Genomic DNA, 23,155 nt, shown 5'->3' on the forward strand with positions numbered 1-23,155 from the left:
GTGAACACGCGTATGCGTCGTGCCGCCGTGGCCCTCGCCGCCAGTGCGATGGCCGTCTCTCTCGCCGCCTGTGGCAGCGCTGAGGAAGCCGACGGCGGCAGCGACAACACCAAGACCGCCGCCAAGGGCGACGACATCAAGGTCGGTCTCCTGCTCCCGGAGAACCAGACCGCGCGCTACGAGAAGTTCGACCGGCCGCTGATCGAGAAGAAGATCAAGGAGCTGACGAACGGCAAGGCGACGATCGACTACAACAACGCCAAGCAGGACGCCAACCTGCAGGCGCAGCAGGTCGACACCATGATCACCAACAAGGTGGACGTCCTGATCCTGGACGCCGTCGACGCCAAGGCCATCAAGAACTCCGTGCAGAAGGCCGTCGACGCCGGCATCAAGGTCGTCGCCTACGACCGCCTCGCCGAGGGCCCGATCAGCGCCTACACGTCGTTCGACAACGTCCAGGTCGGCAAGACCCAGGGCGAGGCCCTGCTCCAGGCGCTGGGCGACAAGGCCAAGAGCGGCCAGATCGTCATGATGAACGGCTCCATCACCGACCCGAACGCCGCCCAGTTCAAGCAGGGCGCGCACTCCGTCCTCGACGGCAAGGTGAAGATCGGCAAGGAGTACGACACCAAGGAGTGGAAGCCGGAGAACGCCAACTCCAACATGGAGGCGGCCATCTCCGCGCTCGGCAAGAACAAGATCGTCGGCGTCTACTCCGCCAACGACGGCATGGCGGGCGGCATCATCACCGCCCTGAAGGCCGCCGGCATCGGCAACATCCCGGTCACCGGCCAGGACGCCGAACTCGCCGCCGTGCAGCGCATCGTCGCCGGCGAGCAGTTCATGAGCGTCTACAAGCCGTACGCCCCCGAGGCCGAGGCCGCCGCCCAGATGGCCGTCGCGCTGGCCAAGGGCGAGGACCTGGGCGCCATCGCCAAGGACAAGGTCTCCAGCGGCAGCGCCAAGGACATCCCGTCCGTCCTGGTCGACGTCACCTCGCTGACCAAGGACAACATCAACGACACCGTCATCAAGGACGGCGTCTACACCGCCGCCGAGATCTGCACCGGCAAGTACAAGGCCGCCTGCGACAAGCTCGGCATCAAGTAGCCGACGCGCGGTCTTCCAGGCTCCTCCGGCGCCCCGCGCCTACACAGCCCCGCAAGCTCGTGCGGGGCGCCGGACGGAACACACCCCCCTTTCTCTGCACAACCTTCCGCCGGGTCAGGCGGCGAAGGAGATGGTTCACGTGTCCGCTACGCCCGTGCTGGCGTTGCGCGGGGTCTCCAAGCGGTTCGGTGCCGTCCAGGCGCTCACCGACGTAGAGCTTGAGGTCCACGCCGGTGAGGTCGTCGCCCTGGTGGGCGACAACGGCGCCGGAAAGTCCACGCTGGTCAAGACGATCGCCGGCGTGCACCCCATCGATGAGGGCGTCATCGAATGGGAAGGCAAGTCCGTCACGATCAACAAGCCGCACGACGCCCAGGCCCTGGGCATCGCGACCGTCTACCAGGACCTCGCGCTGTGCGACAACATCGACGTCGTCGGCAACCTCTTCCTCGGCCGTGAGCTGAAGAAGCGCGGAGTCCTGGACGAGGTCGAGATGGAGCGCCGCTCCCTCGAACTGCTGAAGACGCTGTCCATCCGTATCCCCAGCGTGCGCATCCCGATCGCCTCGCTCTCCGGCGGTCAGCGCCAGACGGTGGCCATCGCCCGCTCCATGCTCGGCGAGCCCAAGCTGGTCATCCTGGACGAGCCCACCGCCGCACTCGGCGTGGAGCAGACCGCCCAGGTCCTCGACCTGGTCGAACGGCTGCGCGAGCGCGGCCATGCGGTCATCCTCATCAGCCACAACATGGCCGACGTCAAGGCCGTCGCCGACAAGGTGGCGGTGCTGCGCCTCGGCCGCAACAACGGTGTCTTCGAGGTCAAGACGACCTCGCAGGAGGAGATCATCTCCGCCATCACCGGCGCCACCGACAACGCCGTGACCCGCCGTGCGGCGCGCACGACCGGGGAGGTTTCCAAGTGAGCATCGACAAGACCTCCACCGCAAAAACGTCTCCGCAGGACACCGTGGAGAACCCCGAGGCCGCGTCCGCCGCGGTCACCGCGGTCGACCCGCGCCTGCTGGTGCAGGAGCAGGGCCTGGCCGGCTACATCGGCGAGTTCAAGCGCAAGCTGAAGGCCGGTGAGCTCGGCTCCCTGCCGGTCATCCTCGGCCTGGTCGTCATCTGCATCGTCTTCCAGAGCCTGAACTCGGCGTTCCTCTCCGCCGAGAACATCAACAACATCACCATCACGATGGTCGGCACCGGCATGATCTCGGTCGGCATCGTGTTCGTGCTGCTGCTCGGCGAGATCGACCTGTCCGTCGGCTCGGTCAGCGGCGCCTCCAGCGCCATCGCGGCCGTCCTCGCGGTCAACCAGGGCTGGCCCGAGTGGGCCGCGGTGCTCTTCGCGGTCGCCGCGGGCGCCGCCATCGGCGCGCTGCACGGCTTCTTCTTCGCCGTCCTCGGCGCCCCGGCGTTCGCCGTCACCCTGGCGGGTCTGCTCTTCTGGCTCGGCTTCATGCTCCAGACGCTGGGCGAGAACGGCACGATCAACCTCGACAGCGACGGTCTGATCGGTCAGCTCACCACGTACTACTTCTCCGACGTCGCCGCCGCGTACGGCCTGGCGGCCGTGGTGACCGGCGTGTTCTTCCTCACCTCCTTCCTCGGCAACCGCCGGCGCGAGGCGGCGGGGATCCCGTCCCGGCCGCTGAGCGACACGCTGCTGCGCACGGGCCTGCTGGCCGTGGTCTCCTTCGCGGCGGCGGCCATGTACAACCAGTACAAGGGCCTGCCGCTGGCCACCGTGATCTTCCTGGTGTTCCTGGTGGCGACGGACTTCGTGCTGCGGCGCACCTCGTACGGCCGCAAGGTCTTCGCCCTGGGCGGCAGCGTCGAGGCATCGCGGCGCGCGGGCATCAACGTCACCGCCGTCCGGATCTCGGTGTTCGCGATCTCCGGTGGCTTCGCGGCGATCGGCGGTCTGTTCCTGGCCTCGAAGATCGCCTCGGCCAACCAGAGCGCCGGTACCGGTGACCTGCTGATGAACGCCATCGCGGCGGCCGTCATCGGTGGTACGTCGCTCTTCGGCGGCCGCGGCCGCACCTGGAACGCGCTGCTCGGTGTGCTGGTCATCGTGTCGATCCAGTACGGCCTCCAGCTGGAGTCCATCGCCGAACCGGTGAAGTACATGATCACCGCGGGTGTGCTGCTCACCACGGTCGTCATCGACTCCATCACCCGCAAGACCCAGAAGACCGCCGGCCGGGCATAACGCCTGACGCCACAGGGGCGCGGGTGGACTGACGACTGCCGCTACGAGTGCGGCGGGTCGCGCAGTTCCCCGCGCCCCTTTGCGGCGTTGTCGCCGCGGAACATTAGACTCGACGAACCCGGCAACAGCTCGAGAGCTCTACTGCAAGGAGGCACGGGTGCCGCTGCTGACCCGCATCAGGGGACCGCGCGATCTGGACCGGCTCAGCCTGGAGCAGCTGGACGAGCTGGCGGAGGAGATCCGGACCTTCCTCGTCCAGGAGGTCTCCAAGACCGGTGGGCACCTCGGCCCCAACCTCGGTGTGGTGGAGCTGACCATCGCGCTCCACCGCGTCTTCGAGTCGCCGAAGGACAAGGTGCTCTGGGACACCGGCCACCAGTCCTATGTGCACAAGCTGCTCACCGGGCGCCAGGACTTCTCCCGGCTGAAGATGAAGGGCGGCCTGTCCGGCTACCCCTCGCAGGCCGAGTCCGAGCACGACGTCATCGAGAACAGCCACGCCTCCACCGTGCTGGGCTGGGCCGACGGCATCGCCAAGGCCAACCAGCTACTCAAGCGCGACAGCCATGTCGTCGCCGTGATCGGCGACGGGGCGCTGACCGGCGGGATGGCCTGGGAGGCGCTGAACAACATCGCCGACGCCAAGGACCGCCCCCTCGTCATCGTCGTCAACGACAACGAGCGCTCCTACTCCCCGACCATCGGCGGCCTCGCCAACCACCTGGCGACCCTGCGCACCACCGACGGCTACGAGCGCTTCCTGGCCCGCACCAAGGAGGTCCTGGAGCGCACCCCGGTCGTCGGCAAGCCGCTCTACGGCACCCTGCACGGCGCCAAGAAGGGCCTGAAGGACTTCATCGCCCCGCAGGGCCTCTTCGAGGACCTGGGCCTGAAGTACGTCGGCCCGATCGACGGCCACGACATCGAGGCCCTGGAGTCCGCGCTGGCCCGCGCCAAGCGCTTCGGCGGCCCGGTCATCGTGCACTGCCTCACCGAGAAGGGCCGCGGCTACCAGCCCGCCCTCCAGGACGAGGCCGACCGCTTCCACGCCGTCGGCAAGATCCACCCCGACACCGGCCTGCCCATCGCCACCTCCGGCGCCGACTGGACCTCCGTCTTCGGCGAGGAGATGGTCAAGCTGGGCGAGGAGCGCGAGGACATCGTCGCCATCACGGCCGCCATGCTCCACCCGGTCGGCCTCGACAAGTTCGCCAAGCGCTTCCCCGAGCGGGTCTACGACGTCGGCATCGCCGAGCAGCACGGCGCCGTCTCCGCGGCCGGCCTCGCCCACGCGGGCGTGCACCCCGTCTTCGCCGTGTACGCCACCTTCCTCAACCGCGCCTTCGACCAGGTCCTCATGGACGTCGCCCTGCACAAGTGCGGGGTGACCTTCGTCCTGGACCGGGCCGGCATCACCGGCACCGACGGCGCCTCCCACAACGGCATGTGGGACATGTCGATCCTCCAGGTCGTCCCCGGCCTCAGACTCGCCGCCCCGCGCGACGCCGACCAGGTGCGCGCCCAGCTCCGCGAGGCCGTCGAGGTCAAGGACGCGCCGACCGTGGTGCGCTTCTCCAAGGGCGCCGTCGGCCCCGCCGTACCGGCCGTCGGCAAGGTCGGCGGCATGGACGTGCTGCGCGAGCCGGGCACCGGCACGCCCGACGTGCTGCTGGTGTCCGTCGGCGCGCTGGCCCCGATGTGCCTGGAGATCGCGGACCTCCTCGACAAGCAGGGCATCTCCACCACCGTCGTCGACCCCCGCTGGGTCAAGCCCGTCGACGAGGCCATGGCCCCGCTCGCCGAGCGGCACCGCGTGGTCGTCACCGTCGAGGACAACTCCCGCGTCGGCGGCGTCGGCTCCGCGATCGCCCAGGCCCTGCGCGACGCGGGCGTGGACGTGCCGCTGCGCGACTTCGGCATCCCGCCGCGCTTCCTCGACCACGCCTCCCGCGCCGAGGTCATGGCCGAGATCGGCCTGACCGCGCCCGACATCGCCCGCCAGGTCACCGGCCTGGTCTCCACGATCGACGGCCGGTTCGACCGGGAGAGCGCGGACGAGGCCGAGCCCGCCCGCGACTGACGGGACGAACACGCCCGAACGGGCCGGTTTCACCACTGCGAGAGTGGAGAAACCGGCCCATTCGCGTGAAACCGCTCGTGCCGGGGCATACGTGGGACACCCCCTCTCGATCATGTCGGGGACGACAAGTGGGAGGTAAGCCCGTGAGCAGTTCCCTCTTCCGGACGAAGAAGGTCGAGCAGTCCATCCTCGACACCGAGGAACCCGAGCACGCGCTCAAGAAATCGCTGTCCGCCCTGGACCTGACCGTCTTCGGCGTCGGTGTGATCATCGGCACCGGCATCTTCGTCCTCACCGGCACGGTGGCCAAGAACAACGCCGGCCCCGCGGTGGCCCTGGCGTTCGTGGCGGCCGGCGTCGCCTGCGCGCTGGCCGCGCTCTGCTACGCCGAGTTCGCCTCCACGGTCCCGGTCGCCGGGTCCGCGTACACGTTCAGTTACGCCTCCATCGGTGAACTGCCCGCCTGGATCATCGGCTGGGACCTGGTCCTGGAGTTCGCGCTCGGTACGGCGGTGGTGGCCGTCGGCTGGTCCGGCTACATCCAGTCGCTCATGGACAACGCCGGCTGGACCATGCCCGACGCGCTGGGCAGCAGAGAGGGCGCCGACGCGTTCGGCTTCGACATCCTCGCCGCCGCGCTGGTCCTCGTCCTCACCTTCATCCTCGTCCTCGGCATGAAGCTGTCCGCGCGCATCACCTCGCTCGTCGTCGCCATCAAGGTGACGGTCGTGCTGACGGTGATCGTCGCCGGTGCCTTCTTCATCAAGGGCGACAACTACGACCCGTTCATCCCGAAGGCGCAGGAGGTCCCGGCCGGTGACAGTCTCCAGTCACCGCTCATCCAGCTGATGTTCGGCTGGGCGCCCTCCAACTTCGGTGTGATGGGCATCTTCACCGCCGCCTCCGTCGTCTTCTTCGCCTTCATCGGCTTCGACGTCGTCGCCACGGCCGCCGAGGAGACCCGCAACCCGCAGCGCGACATGCCCCGCGGCATCCTGGGCTCCCTGTTCATCTGCACCGCGCTCTACGTCGCCGTGTCCATCGTGGTCACCGGCATGCAGCACTACAGCGAGCTGTCCGTGGACGCCCCGCTCGCCGACGCCTTCAAGGAGACCGGCCACCCCTGGTTCGCCGGCTTCATCAGCTTCGGCGCGGCGGTGGGCCTGACGACGGTCTGCATGATCCTGCTGCTGGGCCAGACCCGCGTCTTCTTCGCGATGAGCCGCGACGGACTGCTGCCCCGCTTCTTCTCCCGCGTCCACCCGCGCTTCAAGACCCCGCACCGCCCGACCATCCTGCTCGGCGTGGTCATCGCGATCCTCGCGGGCTTCACCCCGCTCACGGAACTCGCCGCCCTGGTGAACATCGGCACCCTGTTCGCCTTCGTGGTGGTCGCGATCGGCGTCCTGGTCCTGCGCCGCACCCGCCCCGACCTGCACCGCTCCTTCCGCACCCCCTGGGTGCCGCTCGTCCCGATCCTCTCGGTCTGCGCCTCCCTCTGGCTGATGCTCAACCTCCCCGCCGAGACCTGGATCCGCTTCGGCATCTGGATGGCCGCCGGCTTCGTCGTCTACTTCCTCTACGGCCGCGGCCACAGCCGCCTGGGCAAGGAGCAGGAGACGACGGTGGGAGACGTCCTCAAGCCGCAGCGGGGCGAGGAGGAATAGCCGGGGTCCGTCTCTCGGAGGGCGCGGGGACGAACAGACGGTCCTGCCGGGGAACTGCGCGACCGGCCACGACGGACCGCAGAACGCCGCACGACCGCACCCGACACGGCGACCGGCGCTCAGTCCCCGCCCCCACGCACCGTCCGCGGCCCCGCGACCTCCGCCCCCAACTCCGCAACCCGCCGCCGCAGTTCGCGGTCAGCCGTGACCACCAGACACGACCGCCCCGCGGCACCGGCGACGAGCTCCACCATCCGGTCGTCCCCGCTCCCGTCGGCGGACTCCACCCGCACCCCCGGCACCGACGCCACCCCCCGTGCCGCCCCCTCCACCACCAGCACGATCTCCACGGGCCCCGCCCGTCCCGGCACCCCCTGCGCGGCCAGCCGGTCCCGCAACCGCTCCGCCGCCCCCCGCCGGTCCCGCCACCACCCGTCCGGCACCGACCCGACGACATTCGCGGCATCGACGATCACCAGCAACGCCTCACTCATGCCCTCAGCGTCCCACGCCCCCGGACGAGGCGACCCCCGCCCCCACGGCTAGAGTGGCCCCGTGTCGATGGTCCGTACAGTGAACGGCAGCTGGTTCGTACGAGGCCGGGACGGCCGGCTCAGTGTCTACCTGCCTACCGACGACGCGGTCCTGTGCCGCGCCGAACGCGTCCCCGGCGGCCCCTGGGAGGACGCCCCGCGCAGGGCAGGGGGCGACCAGCGGCTGCACGGCGGCTTCGCCGTGGGGCAGGGACCCGACGGCTACGCCCACCTGGTCGCCTGGCGGCCCACCCGAACGGGTGAATTCGAGCTGGTCCACTCCACACACTTCCGGCCACTGCTCGCCCCGCTCGACTGGACCCCGTTCGGCCACCCCAACAAGCAGGGCGAGTGCACCGGCGACCCCGTCGTGGCCGTCGACGTCGAGGGCCGGGCCCACCTCTTCGTCCGCAACCGCGGCAAGGGCGTGTCGATGCGCAACCAGAAGGAGCGCGGCGGCCTGAACTCCTGGCACGACCTGCGCGGCTGGGGCGTGCACGACCTGCTCGCCGTGACGGGCGCGTCGGGCCGCATCGAGGTGTACGCGAGCAACCCCAACCGCATCCTGCGCTGGTTCCAGCAGAAGCCGGGCCTGCGCCCGGTGGCCGCCGATCCGCTGCTCGTCACCATCGAGCCGGGCACGCTGGCCGCGCTGCCGACCTCCAAGGAGCACACCACGCTCTTCTACGCCGACCCCGAGGGCATGCTGTACGCCTGGCGGCCGGGCGGCGATCCCAAGCCCCTGCTCGCGGCGGCCGGCCCCGGCCCGGTGGCCGTGCTGCGCTGCGACATAGACGGCCACGACTGCACCGTCCTCGCCCAGCGCTCCGCCTCCGGCCGCGTCGCGTTCGCCGCGTACCCCACCGAGGAGGAGTCGGCCGGTCTGTGGTGGACGGAGTCCGGCCCCCAACTGCCCTTGGGCACCCGTGTGGGCCTCGCCCAGGACGCCGACGGGCGGGTCGTCGCGGCCTCCCTCACCCCGGACGGCACCCTGCGCCTGGCGCGGCGCAAGGAGGAGCCGGGGCTGGCGCTGGAGGCATGGCGCGAGGTGTGACCGTACGTCACCCACGCACCCGGACGAGCGTGACCGTACGCACCCGCGCGCCCGAGCACGCTCCTCACCCCTGAGGACACGGAGAAGGGCCCCCGCGTCGAGCGGAGGCCCTTCTCCCGTGCGCTGTGCGGCGGTTACGCCGGGACGCTCGCCACGCCCTGCGGCAGGAACCGCTTGCCGTTCACCCGCTCGGAGACGCCCTCACGGTCCAGGTACGGCGTGATGCCGCCCAGGTGGAAGGGCCAGCCGGCGCCGGTGATCAGGCACAGGTCGATGTCCTGGGCCTCGGCGACGACGCCCTCCTCGAGCATGAGCCCGATCTCCTGCGCCACCGCGTCGAGGACACGGGCCCGGACCTGCTCCTCGGTCAGGACGACATCGCCCTGCTTCAGCAGCGCCGCGACCTCCGGGTCCAGCTCCGGCTTGCCGCTGTCGTAGACGTAGAAGCCGCGCTTGCCGGCCTCGACGACCGCCTTGAGGTTGGGGGAGACCTTGAAGCGGTCCGGGAAGGCCCGGTTCAGGGTCTCGGAGACGTGCAGACCGATCGCGGGGCCGACCAGCTCCAGCAGGACCAGCGGCGACATCGGCAGTCCGAGCGGCTCGACGGCCTTCTCGGCGACGGCGACCGGGGTGCCCTCGTCGATGACGTTCTGGATCTCGCCCATGAAGCGGGTCAGGATGCGGTTCACGACGAACGCCGGGGCGTCCTTCGTCAGCACCGCGGTCTTCTTCAGCTTCTTGGCGACGGCGAAGGCCGTGGCCAGCGAGGCGTCGTCGGTCCTCTCGCCGCGGACGATCTCCAGGAGCGGCAGGATCGCGACCGGGTTGAAGAAGTGGAAGCCCACGACCCGCTCGGGGTGCTGGAGCTTGGACGCCATCTCCGACACCGACAGCGAGGAGGTGTTGGTGGCGAGGATCGCGTGCGCCGGGGCGACCGCCTCGACCTCCGCGAACACCTTCTGCTTGACGCCCATCTCCTCGAACACGGCCTCGATGATGAAGTCCGCGTCCGCGAAGCCCTCGGCCTTGTCCAGGACACCGGTGACCAGCGCCTTGAGGCGGTTGGCCTTGTCCTGGTTGATCCGGCCCTTGCCGAGCAGCTTGTCGATCTCGGCGTGGACGTAGGCAACACCCTTGTCGACGCGCTCCTGGTCGATGTCGGTCAGCACGACCGGCACCTCCAGGCGGCGCAGGAACAGCAGGGCCAGCTGGGAGGCCATCAGACCGGCGCCGACGACACCGACCTTGGTGACCGGGCGGGCCAGGTTCTTGTCCGGGGCACCGGCGGGGCGCTTGCCGCGCTTCTGCACCAGGTTGAACGCGTAGATGCCCGCGCGCAGCTCGCCGCCCATGATCAGGTCCGCGAGGGCCTGGTCCTCGGCGTCGAAGCCCTTCTGCAGGTCGCCGTCCTTGGCGGCCTCGATGATGTCGAGGGCGCGGTAGGCGGCCGGGGCGGCGCCGTGCACCTTGGAGTCGGCGACGAAGCGGCCCTTGGCGACGGCCTGGTCCCATGCCTCGCCGCGGTCGATCGCCGGGCGCTCGACGACGATCTCGCCCTTGAGGACGGAGGCCGTCCAGATCAGCGACTGCTCCAGGAAGTCCGCGCCCTCGAAGATCGCGTCGGCGATCCCGAGCTCGTAGACCTGCTTGCCCTTGAGCTGCTTGTTCTGGTTGAGGCTGTTCTCGATGATCACCGAGACGGCCTTCTCGGCGCCGATCAGGTTCGGCAGGATCGTGCAGCCGCCCCAGCCCGGGACCAGTCCGAGGAAGACCTCGGGCAGCGAGAACGCGGGCAGTGCCGCGGACACCGTGCGGTAGGTGCAGTGCAGGCCGACCTCGACACCGCCGCCCATGGCCGCGCCGTTGTAGTACGCGAAGGTCGGGACCGCGAGGCCGGAGAGCCGCTTGAAGACGTCGTGGCCGCCCTTGCCGATGGCGAGCGCGTCCTTGTGCTCCTTCAGCAGCTCGACGCCCTTGAGGTCGGCGCCGACGGCGAAGATGAACGGCTTGCCGGTGATGCCGACGCCGACGATCGCGCCCTCGGCCGCCTCCTTCTCGACCTGGTCGACGGCGGTGTTGAGGTTCGCCAGCGACTGGGGGCCGAAGGTGGTCGGCTTGGTGTGGTCGAAGCCGTTGTCCAGCGTGATGAGCGCGAAGCGCCCGGCGCCGAACGGCAGGTCGAAGTGGCGGACGTGCGCCTGCGTGACGACCTCGTCCGGGAAGAGCTCGGCCGCGCCCTTCAGGAGCTCAGCGGTGGTGCTCACTTGTTGCCTCCGTCGAAGTGCGGGTTCTCCCAGATGACCGTCGCGCCCATGCCGAAGCCGACGCACATGGTGGTCAGGCCGTAGCGGACGTGCGGCTGCTCCTCGAACTGGCGGGCCAGCTGCGTCATCAGCCGGACGCCGGAGGAGGCCAGCGGGTGGCCGAAGGCGATGGCGCCGCCGTACTGGTTGACGCGCGCGTCGTCGTCGGCGATGCCGTAGTGCTCCAGGAAGGCCAGGACCTGGACGGCGAAGGCCTCGTTGATCTCGAAGAGACCGATGTCGGAGATGTCCAGGCCCGCCTTGGCGAGCGCCTTCTCCGTCGCCGGGATGGGGCCGTAGCCCATGACCTCCGGCTCCACGCCCGCGAAGGCGTAGGAGACCAGGCGCATCTTCACCGGGAGGTCGTGCTCGCGGGCGAAGTCCTCGGAGGCGATGATCGAGGCGGTGGCGCCGTCGTTCAGACCGGCCGCGTTACCGGCGGTGACCCGGCCGTGGACACGGAACGGCGTCTTCAGCCCGGCCAGGCTCTCCAGGGTGGTGCCCGGACGCATCGGCTCGTCGGCGGTGACCAGGCCCCAGCCGGTCTCGCCGCCCTCGGGGTTGGTGCGGCGCACCGAGATCGGCACCAGGTCCTGCTGGATCTTGCCGTTGGCGTACGCCTTGGCGGCCTTCTCCTGCGAGCGCACGGCGTACTCGTCGGCGCGGAGCTTGGTGATGGTCGGGTAGCGGTCGTGCAGGTTCTCCGCGGTCATGCCCATGAACAGGGCGGACTCGTCGACCAGCTTCTCGCTCACGAACCGCGGGTTCGGGTCCACGCCCTCGCCCATCGGGTGGCGGCCCATGTGCTCGACGCCACCGGCGATGACGGCGTCGTAGGCACCGAAGGCGATGGAACCGGCGACCGAGGTCACGGCGGTCAGCGCACCGGCGCACATACGGTCGATCGAGTAGCCCGGCACGGACTGCGGCAGGCCGGCGAGGATGCCCGCCGTGCGGCCCAGCGTCAGACCCTGGTCACCGATCTGCGTGGTCGCGGCGATGGCGACCTCGTCGATCTTCTTCGGGTCCAGACCGGGGTTGCGGCGCAGCAGCTCCCGGATCGCCTTCACGACCAGGTCGTCGGCGCGGGTCTCGTGGTAGATGCCCTTGGGGCCCGCCTTGCCGAACGGGGTGCGGACGCCGTCGACGAAAACGACGTCCCTGACGGTACGAGGCACGATGGCTCTCCTCCAGGGTGCGGGATGGCACTGCTGCGACACGCTGCACTGAGCGCGCGCTCAGAACCCATGCTACTTACGAGTAACGTAGCTGCACAGTCCCCACGGCCCAAGCGGCGAAGGTCACACGGAAACCGGGGCTCGGGGGAGGCTGCCAAGGGCCGCGGGACACGGCGGGGCAACCACCCGGCGACCCGCAGTCACCGGACGGCCTCACCCCGGCGGCGGAGCCGTGGACCCCCGAGGCACCAGCACCGGGGTGGCCACGGGATGCGACCCCACCCCCTCCCCGCCGATCACCCCGAACAAGGTCCGAGCCACCTCCGCCCCGAACGCGTGCACGTCATGGCTCATCGCGGACAGCGTCGGCCGGGTCAGCCGGCACAACTGCGAGTCGTCCCACGCCAGCAGGGAGACATCCCCAGGTACGGACAGCCCCATCTCCGCGGCCACGGACAGCCCCGCCACCGCCATGATGTCGTTGTCGTACAGGATCGCCGTCGGCCGCTCACCCGCCGACGCCGTCAGCAGCGACCGAGTGGCCCGCGCCCCTTCCTCCCCCGAGTAGTCCGTGGTCGCCTGCCACGCCGCCGCCAGGGCCAGCGCACGCGCCGCCTCGTCGAAGGCCGCCGCCCGGATCGCCGTGTGCCCGAGCGCCGCCGCGCCCCCCACCCGGGCGATCCGCCGGTGCCCCAGGGCGGCCAGATACCGCACCGCCTCCCCGACGGCGCCGGCGTCGTCGGTCCACACGGACGTCAGCCCCCCGGTGAGCGAGGGGTGCCCGACGGCCACCGCCGGCATCCCGAGCCGTTCGGCCGCCGCCACCCGCGGATCGCCGGGCCGGAAGTCGACGAGGATCGCCCCGCCGATCTGCCGCCCCCGCCACCAGGTCTCCTGGACGGCGACCTCCTCCTCCACGCTCCGCACCAACCGCAGCAGCAGCGCCGAGGAGTGCTCGGTCAGCACGCTCTCCACCCCGGAGACGAACTCCATGTAGAACGGCTCAAGGCCCAGCAGCCGCGCCGGCCGGCAGATCGCCAGCCCCACCACGTCCACCCGCGACCCGGCCAGCGTCCGCGCGGTGAGATGGGGCGCCCAGCCCAGCTCGCGGGCGGCCCGGAAGATCCGGTCGCGGGTCGCCTCCGACAGCCCCGGCTTGCCGTTGAACGCCAGCGACACCGCTCCCTTGGACACCCCGGCCCGCGCGGCGACGTCCTTGATGGTGACGCGCGAGTCCGTCATCGACCGGGCCCCAGGCAGTACAGGGCCGACCGGGCGGCATCCGCGTCGGGAGCCTCCCAGCCGCTGACACCGATCGTCACCGCTTCCCCGGGCAGGAGGGTCACCAGCCCCCGATCGGCCCGCGCCCCCGGGTCCAGCCGATCGGCCTGCAGCAGCAGATCCCGTACGAGACTCCGGGCCGTCACCGTCACCGAGCCCGGCGCCACCGCCACGTCGAAGTCCGGGTGGGGGTAGGCGACTTCGCGGTCCGGCACGGGAAAGTGCAGCGCCCGCAGCCCGTCGGCGTCCGCGACCAGGAACTCCTGCGCGCCCACCGGCTCCAGCCCCCGAGGCACACCGACGAGGGCCACCGCCCGCCCGGCCGCCGCGAACCCCACCGGCGTCTCGCCGAGCACCGCGCCGTCCACGGACATCCGCCGCAGCCGCACCTCACCCGCCCACTCCCCGGCGGCCTGATTGACCACCGCCACAGTCAACGCCCCGTCCCGCACCTGCAAGGACAGCAGCCGGTCGGCGTACAGCCGCCGCAGCTCGTGGTACAGCGGCTTGAACCGCCCGTCCCCGTCGATCGCCGACCAGGACGTCACCGGCCAGCAGTCGTTGAGCTGCCACACCACCGTGCCCGCGCACACCGGCCAGTGCGCACGCCAGTGCTCGATCCCCGCCGCGATCGCGCGCGCCTGGTTGACCTGGGTGAGGTAGTGCCAGCGGTCGAAGTCCCCTTCGGGGAAGGCGAAATGCCGCTCCAGCCCCCGGCGCAGTTTGCCGTTGCCGTCGTCCGCCTTCTGGTGGTGCAGCATGCCGGGGGAGTCCGCGGCGAGCTCCTCGCCCGGCAGCGCGCGCCGCAGCGTGGCGTACGCGGGCGGCGCCTGCCAGCCGAACTCGGCCACGAAACGCGGGACGTCCGCGCGGTAGTCCGCGTAGTCCGCCCGGTTCCACACCTCCCACGAGTGATGCGTGCCGTGTGCCGGATCGTTCGGGTGATGCCGCCAGGACCCGGACCAGGGACTGCCCGCCGTGTAGGGCCGCGTCGGATCCGACTCGGCCACCACCCGCGGCAGTACGCCCAGGTAGTACCCCTCGCCCCAGGAGTCCCCGGCGAGCCGCCGCTCCCAGTCCCAGTCCCGGAACCCCCACAGGTTCTCGTTGTTGCCGTTCCACAGCACCAGCGAGGGATGCGGCATCAGGCGTACGACGTTCTCCCGCGCCTCGGCCTCCACCTCCCCGCGCAGCGGCTGCTCCTCGGGGTAGGCGGCGCAGGCGAAGGGGAAGTCCTGCCAGACCAACAGGCCCAGTTCGTCGCAGGCGTCGTAGAAGTCCTCGCTCTCGTAGATCCCGCCGCCCCACACCCGCACCAGGTCCACCCCGGCCGCGGCCGCCTGTGCCAGCCGCTCCCGGTAGCGCTCGCGCGTCACCCGTGACACGAACACGTCGTCCGGGATCCAGTTGACGCCGCGCGCGAACAGCCGTTCGCCGTTGACGACCAGGGTGAAGCCGGTGCCGTGGGCGTCGGGCGAGGTGTCCAGCTCGACCGTGCGGAACCCGATCCGGCGCCGCCAGCGGTCCAGGGGTGCCTCGTGCAGGAGCGTCAGCTCCAGGTCGTACAGCTCCTGTCCGCCGTAGCCCCGAGGCCACCACAGCCGCGGCTCGGGCACCTCGAGGCGTACGGTGCCGTGGGTGCCGTGCACCTCGGCGCGGGCCGTCCGGCCGTCCAGGCGGGCCTGAAGGGTGAGCGGGGCCTCGACGCGGGTGCGCTCGACCTCGACGTGCACCTCGACCACGCCGCGGCCCTGTTCGACGGTCACCAGCGGGCGCACCCGGGCGATCCGCGCGGTCGACCAGCGCTCCAGGCGCACCGGCCGCCAGATCCCGGCCGTCACCAGCGTCGGCCCCCAGTCCCAGCCGAAGGAGCAGGCCATCTTGCGGACGTACTGATAGGGCTCGGCGTAGGCGGCCGGCCGCTCGCCCAGCGTGCCGCGCACGGCCTCGGCCTCGGCGTAGGCGGAGGCGAACCGCACCGCGAGCCGCCCGCTCAGCCCCGTCACGTCGAAGCGGTACGAGCGGTGCATGTTCCGCGTCCGGCCCAGCGGCCGGCCGTCCAGCAGGATCTCGGCGACGGTGTCCAGCCCGTCGAAGACGAGGTCGGTCTGCTCGTGCCCGGACTCCCCGCCCACCAGCTCCCGTTCGTAGGTCCACTCCCGCCGCCCCACCCAGGCGACCTCCTTCTCGGCCAGCCCGAGGAACGGGTCCGGGATCAGCCCCGCCGCCAGCAGATCCGTGTGCACCGACCCCGGCACGGCGGCCGGCAGCGCCCGCCCCTCGTGCCGCAGGATCCAGCCGTCCCCGAGCGGTATGGCCTCCAGCATGGGCGGACTCCTTAACCGGTCTACTGGGCAAGAACCAAGGATTCTGGCGTCGTTGGCGCGATAGCGACTTTACCGGTTGAGAAAGCGCTGTCAGAGTTCCGAACCAGCCAACCCGCACGTGCCAGGCCCGGGGAACGTCCCACGAACGGAGCTGATGCACATGAACCGCCGTACCGTCCTCGCCCTCGCCACGGGCGCCGCCCTGCTGCTCTCCGCGTGCACCGGCACCGGAGGCTCGGCCAAGGGCGCCGACGCCGACGCGCCCACCGATCCGGCCGAGGTGAGCGGAACCATCAAGGTCCTCACCGTGCGCACCGACCTGGTGCAGGACGGCACGATGGACCGCTACGCCGCCGAGTTCCGCACGGTCTATCCGAAGGTGAAGGTCGAGTTCGAAGGGCTCACCAACTACGAGTCCGAGGTCAAGATCCGGATGAACACGGAGAACTACGGCGACGTCCTGCTGATCCCCGCGGTCATCGAGAAGGACGACTACCCGAAGTTCTTCGCCTCGCTGGGCACGGTCGAGGAGCGCGCGAAGAAGTACCGCTTCACCGACTTCACCGCCGTCGACGGCAAGGTCTACGGCCAGAGTCCGGTCGGCGTCACGCCGGGCTTCGTCTACAACAAGCGGGTCTGGCGCGAGGCCGGCGTCACCGAATGGCCCACCACCCCGGCCGAGTTCCTCACCGCCCTGAAGGCGATCAAGACGCGGACCGACGCCGTGCCCTACTACACCAACTTCGCCGCGGGCTGGACCCTGACCTCCTGGACGTACGTCAACGGCTCGGTCCGCTGCGACCCCGAGGCCACCACCAGGCTCGCCCAGGGCGACCCCTGGGCCGAGGGCGCCGATCTGCGCGTCGGTGACACCCTGCTGCACGACATCGTGCGGCAGGGCCTGGCCGAGAAGGACCCGACCACCACCAACTGGGAGCAGTCCAAGCCCCGTACGGCCAAGGGCGAGATCGCCACCCAGTGGCTCGGCAGCTGGGCGATCGTGCAGTTCCGGGACGCCGCGAGGAAGGCCGGGGCGAACCCCGACGACATCGGCTTCATGCCCTTCCCCGCGCAGACGGACGGAACGTTCTGCGCGGTCGTCGCCCCCGACTACCACCAGGCCGTCAACGTCCACTCCGAGCACAAGGAGGCCGCCCGCGCCTGGATCGACTGGTTCACCGACAAGTCCGGCTACGACAAGGACAATCTGGCGATCTCCCCGCTGAAGGACGCCCCGCTGCCCGAGGTGCTGAAGCCCTACGAGGACGCGCAGGTGAAGTTCATCGAGGTGAACGACGCCCGGGGCGCCGAGGTCAAACGGATCGACAACGAGTCGGAGACCGGCATCTACGCCCCCGAGTACCGCCAGAAGCTGGTGGACATCGCCCGAGGCGCCACCAAGGGCAGCCTGGAGGACTTCTTCGCCGGCCTCAGCAGGCGCTGGACCGAGGCACAGCGCTGATGGCCGCTCTCGCGCGCAGGGCGACCCCCTGGCTGTTCCTGATCGCCCCGCTCACCCTCCTGATCGTCTTCACCTACGCGCCGATCGTCAACATGATCGCCTACAGCTTCACCGACTGGGACGGTGTGAGCCCCGAACTGCACTACACGGGCGCGGAGAACTACGTCGAGATCTTCACCCGCGAGGATCTGTTCCGGGTGTTCTTCGTCAGCGGCTACTACCTCGGGGCCTCGGCGGTGCAGATCGCGCTGGCCCTCTACTTCGCGACCGTGCTGAGCTTCGACGTCCGCTTCCGGAACTTCTTCAAGGGCGTGCTCTTCTTCCCGTACCTGATCAACGGGGTCGCGATCGGCTTCGTCTTCCTCTACTTCTTCCAGGACGGCGGCACCCTGGACTCGGTGCTGAGCCTGCTCGGCGTGCACACCGACCACGCCTGGCTGGGCACCTCGGCCTCCGCGAACACCTCTCTGGCCGGCGTCTCCGTGTGGCGCTACACGGGGCTGAACTTCGTGCTGTTCCTGGGCGCGATCCAGTCGATCCCCGGGGAGCTCTACGAGGCGGCCGAACTGGACGGCGCGAACCGCTGGCACCAGTTCCGGTACATCATCGCGCCCGGCATCAAGCCGGTGCTGAGCCTGACGGTGATCCTGTCCGTCTCCGGCTCGCTGTCGGTCTTCGAGATCCCGTACATCATGACCGGCGGGGCGACCGGCACCGAGACCTTCGTCATCCAGACCGTGAACCTGGCCTTCCGCTTCAACAAGACGGGGCTCGCCTCGGCCGCGGCGATCGTGCTGCTGCTGATCATCCTGCTGGTCACCTGGGTCCAGCGGCGCCTCGTCCCGGACGACAAGGTGGACCTCGTATGACACGCCGTGTGCTCGCCCGCACCTTCGTCCGGCTGTCGCTGATCGCGGCGACGGTGGTGGTCCTGCTCCCGCTGCTCGTCGTCCTGCTGACCTCGCTCAAGACCGAAGAGGAGATGGCGGACGGCGGCGGGGCCCTGTCCCTGCCCGGCAACCCGTTCAACTTCGACAACTACGTGACCGCGTTCCAGGACGGCCACATGCTCGGGGCGTTCGCCAACACCGCCCTGATCCTGGCGTTGGCCGTCGGCGGCACGGTGCTGATCGGGTCCATGACGGCGTACGCGATCGACCGCTTCCGCTTCCGGTTCAGAAAGGGCGTGCTCGCCCTCTTCCTCGTCGCCGCCCTGGTCCCCGGCGTCACCACCCAGGTGGCGACCTTCCAGATCGTCGACAGCCTCGGCATGTTCGACACCCTGTGGGCGCCGGTCGTGCTCTACATGGGCACGGACATCGTCTCGATCTACATCTTCCTGCAGTTCATCCGGTCCATCCCCGTCTCCCTGGACGAGGCGGCCCGCCTGGAGGGCGCCGACGCCTTCACCATCTACCGCAGGATCATCTTCCCGCTGCTCAAGCCCGCCACGGCGACGGTGGTGATCGTGAAGGGGATCACCGTCTACAACGACTTCTACATCCCCTTCCTCTACATGCCCTCCGAGGACCTGGGCGTCATCTCCACGTCGCTGTTCCGCTTCCGGGGCCCCTACTCGGCCCACTGGGAGACGATCTCGGCGGGAGCGATCCTGGTGATCCTCCCGACCTTGATCGTCTTCCTGTGCCTGCAGCGGTTCATCTACAACGGCTTCACCAAGGGTGCGACCAGATGAGCGCCCCCGAAGGGCGCGGGGCCGTGGCCGCGATCAGGCGGACAGGGCCCCCACCAGCACCGGCGTCACCTGCTCGATCTGCCAGGGCCGGGCCCCGAGAGCGGCCAGCGCCCGGGAGACGGACTCGGTGTCGACCACCTGCGGCGGCTCCCAGCAGATCCTGCGCACCGTGTCCGGCGTGATCAGGTTCTCCTGAGGCATGTTCAGCCGCTCGGCCAGCGCCGTCACGGCCGCCCGCGCCGCGGACAGCCGGGCCGCGGCGTCGGGATCCTTGTCGGCCCACGCCCGCGGCGGCGGCGGTCCCGCGACCGGCTGGCCCGGCTGCGGCAGCTGCGACTCCGAGAGCGCCTTCGCCCGGTCGACGGCCGCCTGCCAGGTCTCCAGCTGACGCCGCCCCATGCGCTGCCCGAACCCGTTCAGCGCGGCGAGGGCGTGCACATGGGCCGGCACCGCCAGCGCGGCCTCCACGATGGCCGCGTCGGACAGCACCTTGCCGGGCGAGACGTCCCGGCGCTGGGCGATGCGGTCGCGGGTCTGCCACAGCTCGCGGACCACGGCCAGCTGCCGGCGCCGCCGCACCTTGTGCATCCCGGAGGTCCGCCGCCAGGGGTCCTTGCGGGGCTCGGGCGGCGGGGCCGAGGCGATCGCGTCGAACTCCTGGCGGGCCCACTCCAGCTTCCCCTGCCGGTCCAGCTCCTTCTCCAGCGCGTCGCGCAGATCGACCAGCAGCTCGACGTCCAGCGCCGCGTAGCGCAGCCAGGGCTCGGGCAGCGGGCGGGTGGACCAGTCGACGGCGGAGTGGCCCTTCTCCAGGACGAAACCGAGGACGGACTCGACCATCGCGCCGAGGCCGACCCGCGGGAACCCGGCGAGACGCCCGGCCAGCTCGGTGTCGAACAGCGTCTCGGGCACCATCCCTATCTCGCGCAGACAGGGCAGGTCCTGGGTGGCGGCGTGCAGCACCCACTCGACGCCGGACAGCGCCTCGCCGAGCCCCGACAGATCGGGGCAGGCCACGGGGTCGATCAGCGCGGTCCCGGCGCCCTGGCGGCGCAGCTGGACGAGGTAGGCGCGCTGTCCGTAGCGGTAGCCGGAGGCGCGCTCGGCGTCGACGGCGACGGGGCCGGAGCCGGCGGCGAACGCGGCGATCACCTCGGCGAGCGACGCCTCGTCCGCGATCACGGGCGGTATGCCCTCGCGGGGTTCGAGCAGGGGGGTCGGCGCCCCTTCAGCAGAAGATCCGTCGTCGTCCGGAGGGGCGCCCCCGGTGGTTCGCAGTGGTGTGTCTGCTGCGGTCTCTTGGGCGTCGGTCACCTGTCAAGGGTATCCATGTGCGGACAGAGCCCGCCGACGGAACGTTCCGTCGACGGGCACCCTGGGGTCGTAAACCAGTCACCTCGGTGAAACATCCGGTTCACGGGGGTTCGGTGCGGTTCATGACGGGGCGGACGCGGATGCTTGGGGAATCAGCGGCCGGTCCCGGTCAGGTCCGTCCCTGTCGGCTCAGTGGATGATCCCGGTCCGCAGGGCCACCGCCACCATGCCGGCGCGGTCGCCCGTGCCGAGCTTGCGGGCGATGCGGGCGAGGTGGCTCTTGACGGTGAGGGCGGACAGGCCCATGGAGACGCCGATCGCCTTGTTCGACTGGCCCTCCGCGACCAGCCGCAGCACCTCGACCTCGCGGCCGGAGAGCTCGCGGTAGCCGCCGGGGTGGCTCGGGGCGCCCGGCGGGCGGCGGTGCAGCCGGGCGGCGGCCGCGCCGATGGGGGCGGCGCCGGGCCGGGTGGGGAGGCCCACGTTGGTGCGGGTGCCGGTGACGACGTAGCCCTTGACGCCGCCTGCGAGGGCGTTGCGCACGGCGCCGATGTCGTCGGCCGCGGACAGGGCGAGGCCGTTGGGCCAGCCCGCGGCACGGGTCTCGGACAGCAGGGTCAGGCCGGAGCCGTCGGGGAGGTGGACGTCGGCGACGCAGATGTCGCGGGGGTTGCCGATGCGGGGACGGGCCTCGGCGATGGACGATGCCTCGATGACGTCCCGCACCCCGAGCGCCCACAGATGGCGGGTGACGGTGGAGCGGACGCGCGGATCGGCGACGACGACCATGGCGGTGGGCTTGTTGGGGCGGTAGGCGACCAGGCTTGCGGGCTGCTCGAGAAGAACGGACACCAGGCCTCCTGGGGAGCGGGACGGCTTTGAAGGTCACAGTCGTCTTCGGCAGCAAACCCGGCGCCCTTTAGAGAATGATCACGATCTAGTGAGTAACAATTAGTGCAATTCGGACAGGCGATCGATCGTTCGGTGACCAAATCGGTTCGTTCGATTGACTGCTCCTGACTGAAAGTGGCCGTATCGACAAAACGACGGCCGTGGAGCAGTCATCGAGAACCCTCCGGGAGACCCCCTCAGCGGGACTGCGGGCCGCGCCGCTGCGGCAGCGTCACCACCGACGCGTCGCCCGGACCCGCCGGCGGAAGGCCCGCGACCTGGGCGAGCAGATCGCACCAGGACGCCAGGTGCGCCCCCGTGTCCGGCACGCCGCCCAGCCCCTCCCGAGGGGTCCAGGACGCCCGGATCTCGATCTGCGAGGCCGCCGGGCGCGCCGACAGCCCCCCGAAGTGATGGGAGCTCGCCCGCGTCACGGTGCCGCTCGGCTCGCCGTACGTCAGCCCGCGCGCCTGCAGCGCGCCCGTCAGCCAGGTCCAGCACACGTCCGGCAGCAGCGGATCGGCCGCCATCTCCGGCTCCAGCTCCGCGCGCACCAGCGTCACCAGCCGGAACGTCCCGCGCCAGGCGTCGTGCCCGGCCGGGTCGTGCAGCAGCACCAGCCGGCCGTCGGCCAGCTCCTGCTCGCCGTCCACGACCGTGGCCTCCAGCGCGTGGGCGTACGGGGCCAGCCGCTTGGGGGCGGGGGTGGGGTCCACCTCGATCTGCGGGCGCAGCCGGGCCGCGCGCAGGGCGTCGACGGCGGCCCTGAACGCCGTCGGCACCGCTGTCGCCGTATGCCGTTCCGCCTCGTTGGAGTTCTTTGCCTCGTCCATTCCGCCAGCGCCGTCCGACAGTCGTCCCTGAGCCGCAGCCATGCGGGGAAGGGTAAGGGGAACACAGGCCGCGCGCAGGGCAAGACACCCGCTGGGGCGCGGGCATGTCCGCCGCGGCGTCGTGCGAGACTTTCCGACGTGAGTGCCAACGGAAGCCCTGCGGGCCAGCAGCCGACAGCCACCTACGACTCCGCCTTCCTCAAGGCGTGCAGGCGCGAGCCCGTGCCGCACACGCCCGTGTGGTTCATGCGGCAGGCCGGCCGCTCGCTGCCGGAGTACCGCAAGGTCCGCGAGGGCATCCCGATGCTCGAGTCCTGCATGCGCCCGGAGCTGGTCACCGAGATCACCCTGCAGCCGGTGCGCCGGCACGGCGTGGACGCGGCGATCTTCTTCAGCGACATCGTCGTCCCGCTCAAGGCCATCGGCATCGACCTCGACATCAAGCCCGGCGTCGGCCCGGTCGTCGAGCGCCCGATCCGCACCCGAGCCGACCTCGACCAGCTGCGCGACCTGACCCCCGAGGACGTCCCCTACGTCACCGAGGCCATCGGGCTGCTCACCCGTGAGCTGGGCTCCACCCCGCTGATCGGCTTCGCGGGCGCCCCGTTCACCCTCGCGAGCTACCTCGTCGAGGGCGGTCCGTCACGGACGTACGAGAACGCCAAGGCGATGATGTACGGCGAGCCCGAGCTGTGGGCCGACCTGCTGGACCGCCTCGGGGAGATCACCTCCGCCTTCCTGAAGGTGCAGATCGAGGCGGGCGCGAGCGCGATCCAGCTGTTCGACTCCTGGGCCGGCGCCCTCGCCCCCGCCGACTACCGCCGCTCGGTCCTGCCCGCCTCCGCGAAGGTCTTCCGGGCGGTGGAGTCCTACGGCGTCCCGCGCATCCACTTCGGCGTCGGCACCGGTGAGCTGCTCGGTCTGATGGGCGAGGCCGGCGCGGACGTCGTCGGCGTCGACTGGCGCGTGCCGCTCGACGAGGCCGCCCGCCGCGTCGGCCCCGGCAAGGCGCTCCAGGGCAACCTCGACCCGACGGTCCTGTTCGCCACGCCCGAGGCGGTCGAGACCAAGACCCGGGAGGTCCTGGACGCGGCCGCGAGCCTGGAGGGCCACGTCTTCAACCTCGGTCACGGCGTGATGCCGTCCACCGACCCCGACGCGCTGACCCGTCTCGTGGACTACGTCCACACACGGACCGCCCGCTAG

The 23,155-nt window shown here is 70.7% G+C and carries 18 protein-coding genes; 10 read left to right on the forward strand and 8 right to left on the reverse strand.

The genetic code is table 11. The features are described from left to right. Window positions 1-12 precede the first annotated feature (12 nt). The 5 genes from ACSU6M_RS26120 (at window position 13) to ACSU6M_RS26140 (ending at window position 7,077) form a co-directional block, all read left to right on the forward strand. Entirely contained in the window at window positions 13-1,113 is a 1,101-nt protein-coding gene (locus tag ACSU6M_RS26120; RefSeq protein WP_437075349.1) for a sugar ABC transporter substrate-binding protein, read from the forward strand. A gap of 130 nt (window positions 1,114-1,243) precedes the next feature. Continuing rightward, the gene (locus ACSU6M_RS26125) at window positions 1,244-2,035 is read left to right on the forward strand and encodes an ATP-binding cassette domain-containing protein (RefSeq protein WP_437072763.1); all 792 of its coding nucleotides are present in this window, start codon (window positions 1,244-1,246) and stop codon (window positions 2,033-2,035) included. Then, a complete protein-coding gene (locus tag ACSU6M_RS26130; protein WP_437072764.1) occupies window positions 2,032-3,330 on the forward strand; it encodes a sugar ABC transporter permease in 1,299 nt (432 codons plus the stop codon). Before ACSU6M_RS26125 ends, ACSU6M_RS26130 begins: the two co-directional genes overlap by 4 nt. Before the next feature lie 157 nt (window positions 3,331-3,487). Next, on the forward strand, window positions 3,488-5,410 hold the full coding sequence (gene dxs, locus ACSU6M_RS26135; protein ID WP_437072766.1) for a 1-deoxy-D-xylulose-5-phosphate synthase: 1,923 nt from the start codon (window positions 3,488-3,490) through the stop codon (window positions 5,408-5,410). Between the two features lie 143 nt (window positions 5,411-5,553). Then, complete coding sequence (locus ACSU6M_RS26140) at window positions 5,554-7,077, forward strand: amino acid permease (protein WP_437072767.1); 1,524 nt, start codon at window positions 5,554-5,556, stop codon at window positions 7,075-7,077. A gap of 119 nt (window positions 7,078-7,196) precedes the next feature. Here ACSU6M_RS26140 and ACSU6M_RS26145 read toward each other — a convergent pair whose 3' ends face one another. After that, the gene (locus ACSU6M_RS26145) at window positions 7,197-7,571 is read right to left on the reverse strand and encodes an NTP pyrophosphohydrolase (RefSeq protein WP_437072768.1); all 375 of its coding nucleotides are present in this window, start codon (window positions 7,569-7,571) and stop codon (window positions 7,197-7,199) included. Window positions 7,572-7,638: 67 nt separating this feature from the next. Between ACSU6M_RS26145 and ACSU6M_RS26150 the strand changes: the two genes are divergently transcribed. Then, on the forward strand, window positions 7,639-8,664 hold the full coding sequence (locus ACSU6M_RS26150) for a hypothetical protein (protein WP_437075350.1): 1,026 nt from the start codon (window positions 7,639-7,641) through the stop codon (window positions 8,662-8,664). 134 nt (window positions 8,665-8,798) lie between these two features. On the opposite strand, the gene ACSU6M_RS26155 is transcribed toward ACSU6M_RS26150, so the two are convergent. The 4 genes from ACSU6M_RS26155 to ACSU6M_RS26170 form a co-directional block, all read right to left on the reverse strand. After that, entirely contained in the window at window positions 8,799-10,928 is a 2,130-nt protein-coding gene (locus tag ACSU6M_RS26155) for a 3-hydroxyacyl-CoA dehydrogenase NAD-binding domain-containing protein (RefSeq protein WP_437072770.1), read from the reverse strand. Then, window positions 10,925-12,145, reverse strand: a complete 1,221-nt coding sequence (locus tag ACSU6M_RS26160; protein ID WP_437072772.1) for a thiolase family protein — start codon at window positions 12,143-12,145, stop codon at window positions 10,925-10,927. Before ACSU6M_RS26160 ends, ACSU6M_RS26155 begins: the two co-directional genes overlap by 4 nt. A gap of 213 nt (window positions 12,146-12,358) precedes the next feature. Continuing rightward, complete coding sequence (locus ACSU6M_RS26165) at window positions 12,359-13,387, reverse strand: LacI family DNA-binding transcriptional regulator (protein WP_437072773.1); 1,029 nt, start codon at window positions 13,385-13,387, stop codon at window positions 12,359-12,361. Beyond that, window positions 13,384-15,753, reverse strand: coding sequence for a glycoside hydrolase family 2 protein (locus tag ACSU6M_RS26170; RefSeq protein WP_437072775.1), 2,370 nt, complete (start codon window positions 15,751-15,753; stop codon window positions 13,384-13,386). The genes ACSU6M_RS26165 and ACSU6M_RS26170 overlap by 4 nt, the downstream gene beginning before the upstream one ends. Before the next feature lie 160 nt (window positions 15,754-15,913). Here ACSU6M_RS26170 and ACSU6M_RS26175 point away from each other — a divergent pair, with 160 nt between their 5' ends. Genes ACSU6M_RS26175 through ACSU6M_RS26185 form a run of 3 tightly spaced genes read left to right on the forward strand, consistent with a single transcriptional unit; the run spans window position 15,914 to window position 18,911 of the window. Further along, window positions 15,914-17,215: an ABC transporter substrate-binding protein gene (locus ACSU6M_RS26175; protein WP_437072777.1), complete on the forward strand. Its 1,302-nt coding sequence runs from the start codon at window positions 15,914-15,916 to the stop codon at window positions 17,213-17,215. Next, window positions 17,215-18,084 (forward strand): carbohydrate ABC transporter permease, encoded by an 870-nt coding sequence (locus tag ACSU6M_RS26180; protein ID WP_437072779.1) that lies wholly within the window; start codon window positions 17,215-17,217, stop codon window positions 18,082-18,084. Before ACSU6M_RS26175 ends, ACSU6M_RS26180 begins: the two co-directional genes overlap by 1 nt. Then, window positions 18,081-18,911 (forward strand): carbohydrate ABC transporter permease, encoded by an 831-nt coding sequence (locus ACSU6M_RS26185; RefSeq protein ID WP_437072780.1) that lies wholly within the window; start codon window positions 18,081-18,083, stop codon window positions 18,909-18,911. The genes ACSU6M_RS26180 and ACSU6M_RS26185 overlap by 4 nt, the downstream gene beginning before the upstream one ends. A 33-nt stretch (window positions 18,912-18,944) precedes the next feature. Here the strand turns inward: ACSU6M_RS26185 and ACSU6M_RS26190 are convergent, their stop codons facing one another. The 3 genes from ACSU6M_RS26190 to ACSU6M_RS26200 all read right to left on the reverse strand — a co-directional run bounded on the left by ACSU6M_RS26190 (window position 18,945) and on the right by ACSU6M_RS26200 (window position 21,991). Next, complete coding sequence (locus ACSU6M_RS26190; protein WP_437072782.1) at window positions 18,945-20,225, reverse strand: HRDC domain-containing protein; 1,281 nt, start codon at window positions 20,223-20,225, stop codon at window positions 18,945-18,947. A gap of 189 nt (window positions 20,226-20,414) precedes the next feature. Beyond that, entirely contained in the window at window positions 20,415-21,077 is a 663-nt protein-coding gene (locus ACSU6M_RS26195; protein ID WP_003993737.1) for a response regulator transcription factor, read from the reverse strand. Between the two features lie 236 nt (window positions 21,078-21,313). After that, window positions 21,314-21,991: a DUF3000 domain-containing protein gene (locus ACSU6M_RS26200; protein ID WP_437072784.1), complete on the reverse strand. Its 678-nt coding sequence runs from the start codon at window positions 21,989-21,991 to the stop codon at window positions 21,314-21,316. A 96-nt stretch (window positions 21,992-22,087) separates the two neighbouring features. On the opposite strand from ACSU6M_RS26200, the gene hemE reads away from it, so the two are divergent. Beyond that, window positions 22,088-23,155 (forward strand): uroporphyrinogen decarboxylase, encoded by a 1,068-nt coding sequence (gene hemE / locus ACSU6M_RS26205; RefSeq protein ID WP_437072786.1) that lies wholly within the window; start codon window positions 22,088-22,090, stop codon window positions 23,153-23,155.

The organism is Streptomyces sp. enrichment culture, from assembly GCF_964272895.1.
Classification (GTDB): Bacteria; Actinomycetota; Actinomycetes; order Streptomycetales; family Streptomycetaceae; genus Streptomyces.

What these genes read in the sequence shown, in the direction of transcription:
- ACSU6M_RS26120 (WP_437075349.1), top strand. Translation starts at nt 13, where the DNA reads ATGCGTCGTGCCGCCGTGGCCCTCGCCGCCAGTGCGATGGCCGTCTCT.
- ACSU6M_RS26125 (WP_437072763.1), top strand. Translation starts at nt 1,244, where the DNA reads ATGGTTCACGTGTCCGCTACGCCCGTGCTGGCGTTGCGCGGGGTCTCC.
- ACSU6M_RS26145 (WP_437072768.1), bottom strand. Translation starts at nt 7,571, where the DNA reads ATGAGTGAGGCGTTGCTGGTGATCGTCGATGCCGCGAATGTCGTCGGG.
- ACSU6M_RS26150 (WP_437075350.1), top strand. Translation starts at nt 7,639, where the DNA reads ATGGTCCGTACAGTGAACGGCAGCTGGTTCGTACGAGGCCGGGACGGC.
- ACSU6M_RS26165 (WP_437072773.1), bottom strand. Translation starts at nt 13,387, where the DNA reads ATGACGGACTCGCGCGTCACCATCAAGGACGTCGCCGCGCGGGCCGGG.
- ACSU6M_RS26170 (WP_437072775.1), bottom strand. Translation starts at nt 15,753, where the DNA reads ATGCTGGAGGCCATACCGCTCGGGGACGGCTGGATCCTGCGGCACGAG.
- ACSU6M_RS26175 (WP_437072777.1), top strand. Translation starts at nt 15,914, where the DNA reads ATGAACCGCCGTACCGTCCTCGCCCTCGCCACGGGCGCCGCCCTGCTG.
- ACSU6M_RS26180 (WP_437072779.1), top strand. Translation starts at nt 17,215, where the DNA reads ATGGCCGCTCTCGCGCGCAGGGCGACCCCCTGGCTGTTCCTGATCGCC.
- ACSU6M_RS26185 (WP_437072780.1), top strand. Translation starts at nt 18,081, where the DNA reads ATGACACGCCGTGTGCTCGCCCGCACCTTCGTCCGGCTGTCGCTGATC.
- ACSU6M_RS26200 (WP_437072784.1), bottom strand. Translation starts at nt 21,991, where the DNA reads ATGGCTGCGGCTCAGGGACGACTGTCGGACGGCGCTGGCGGAATGGAC.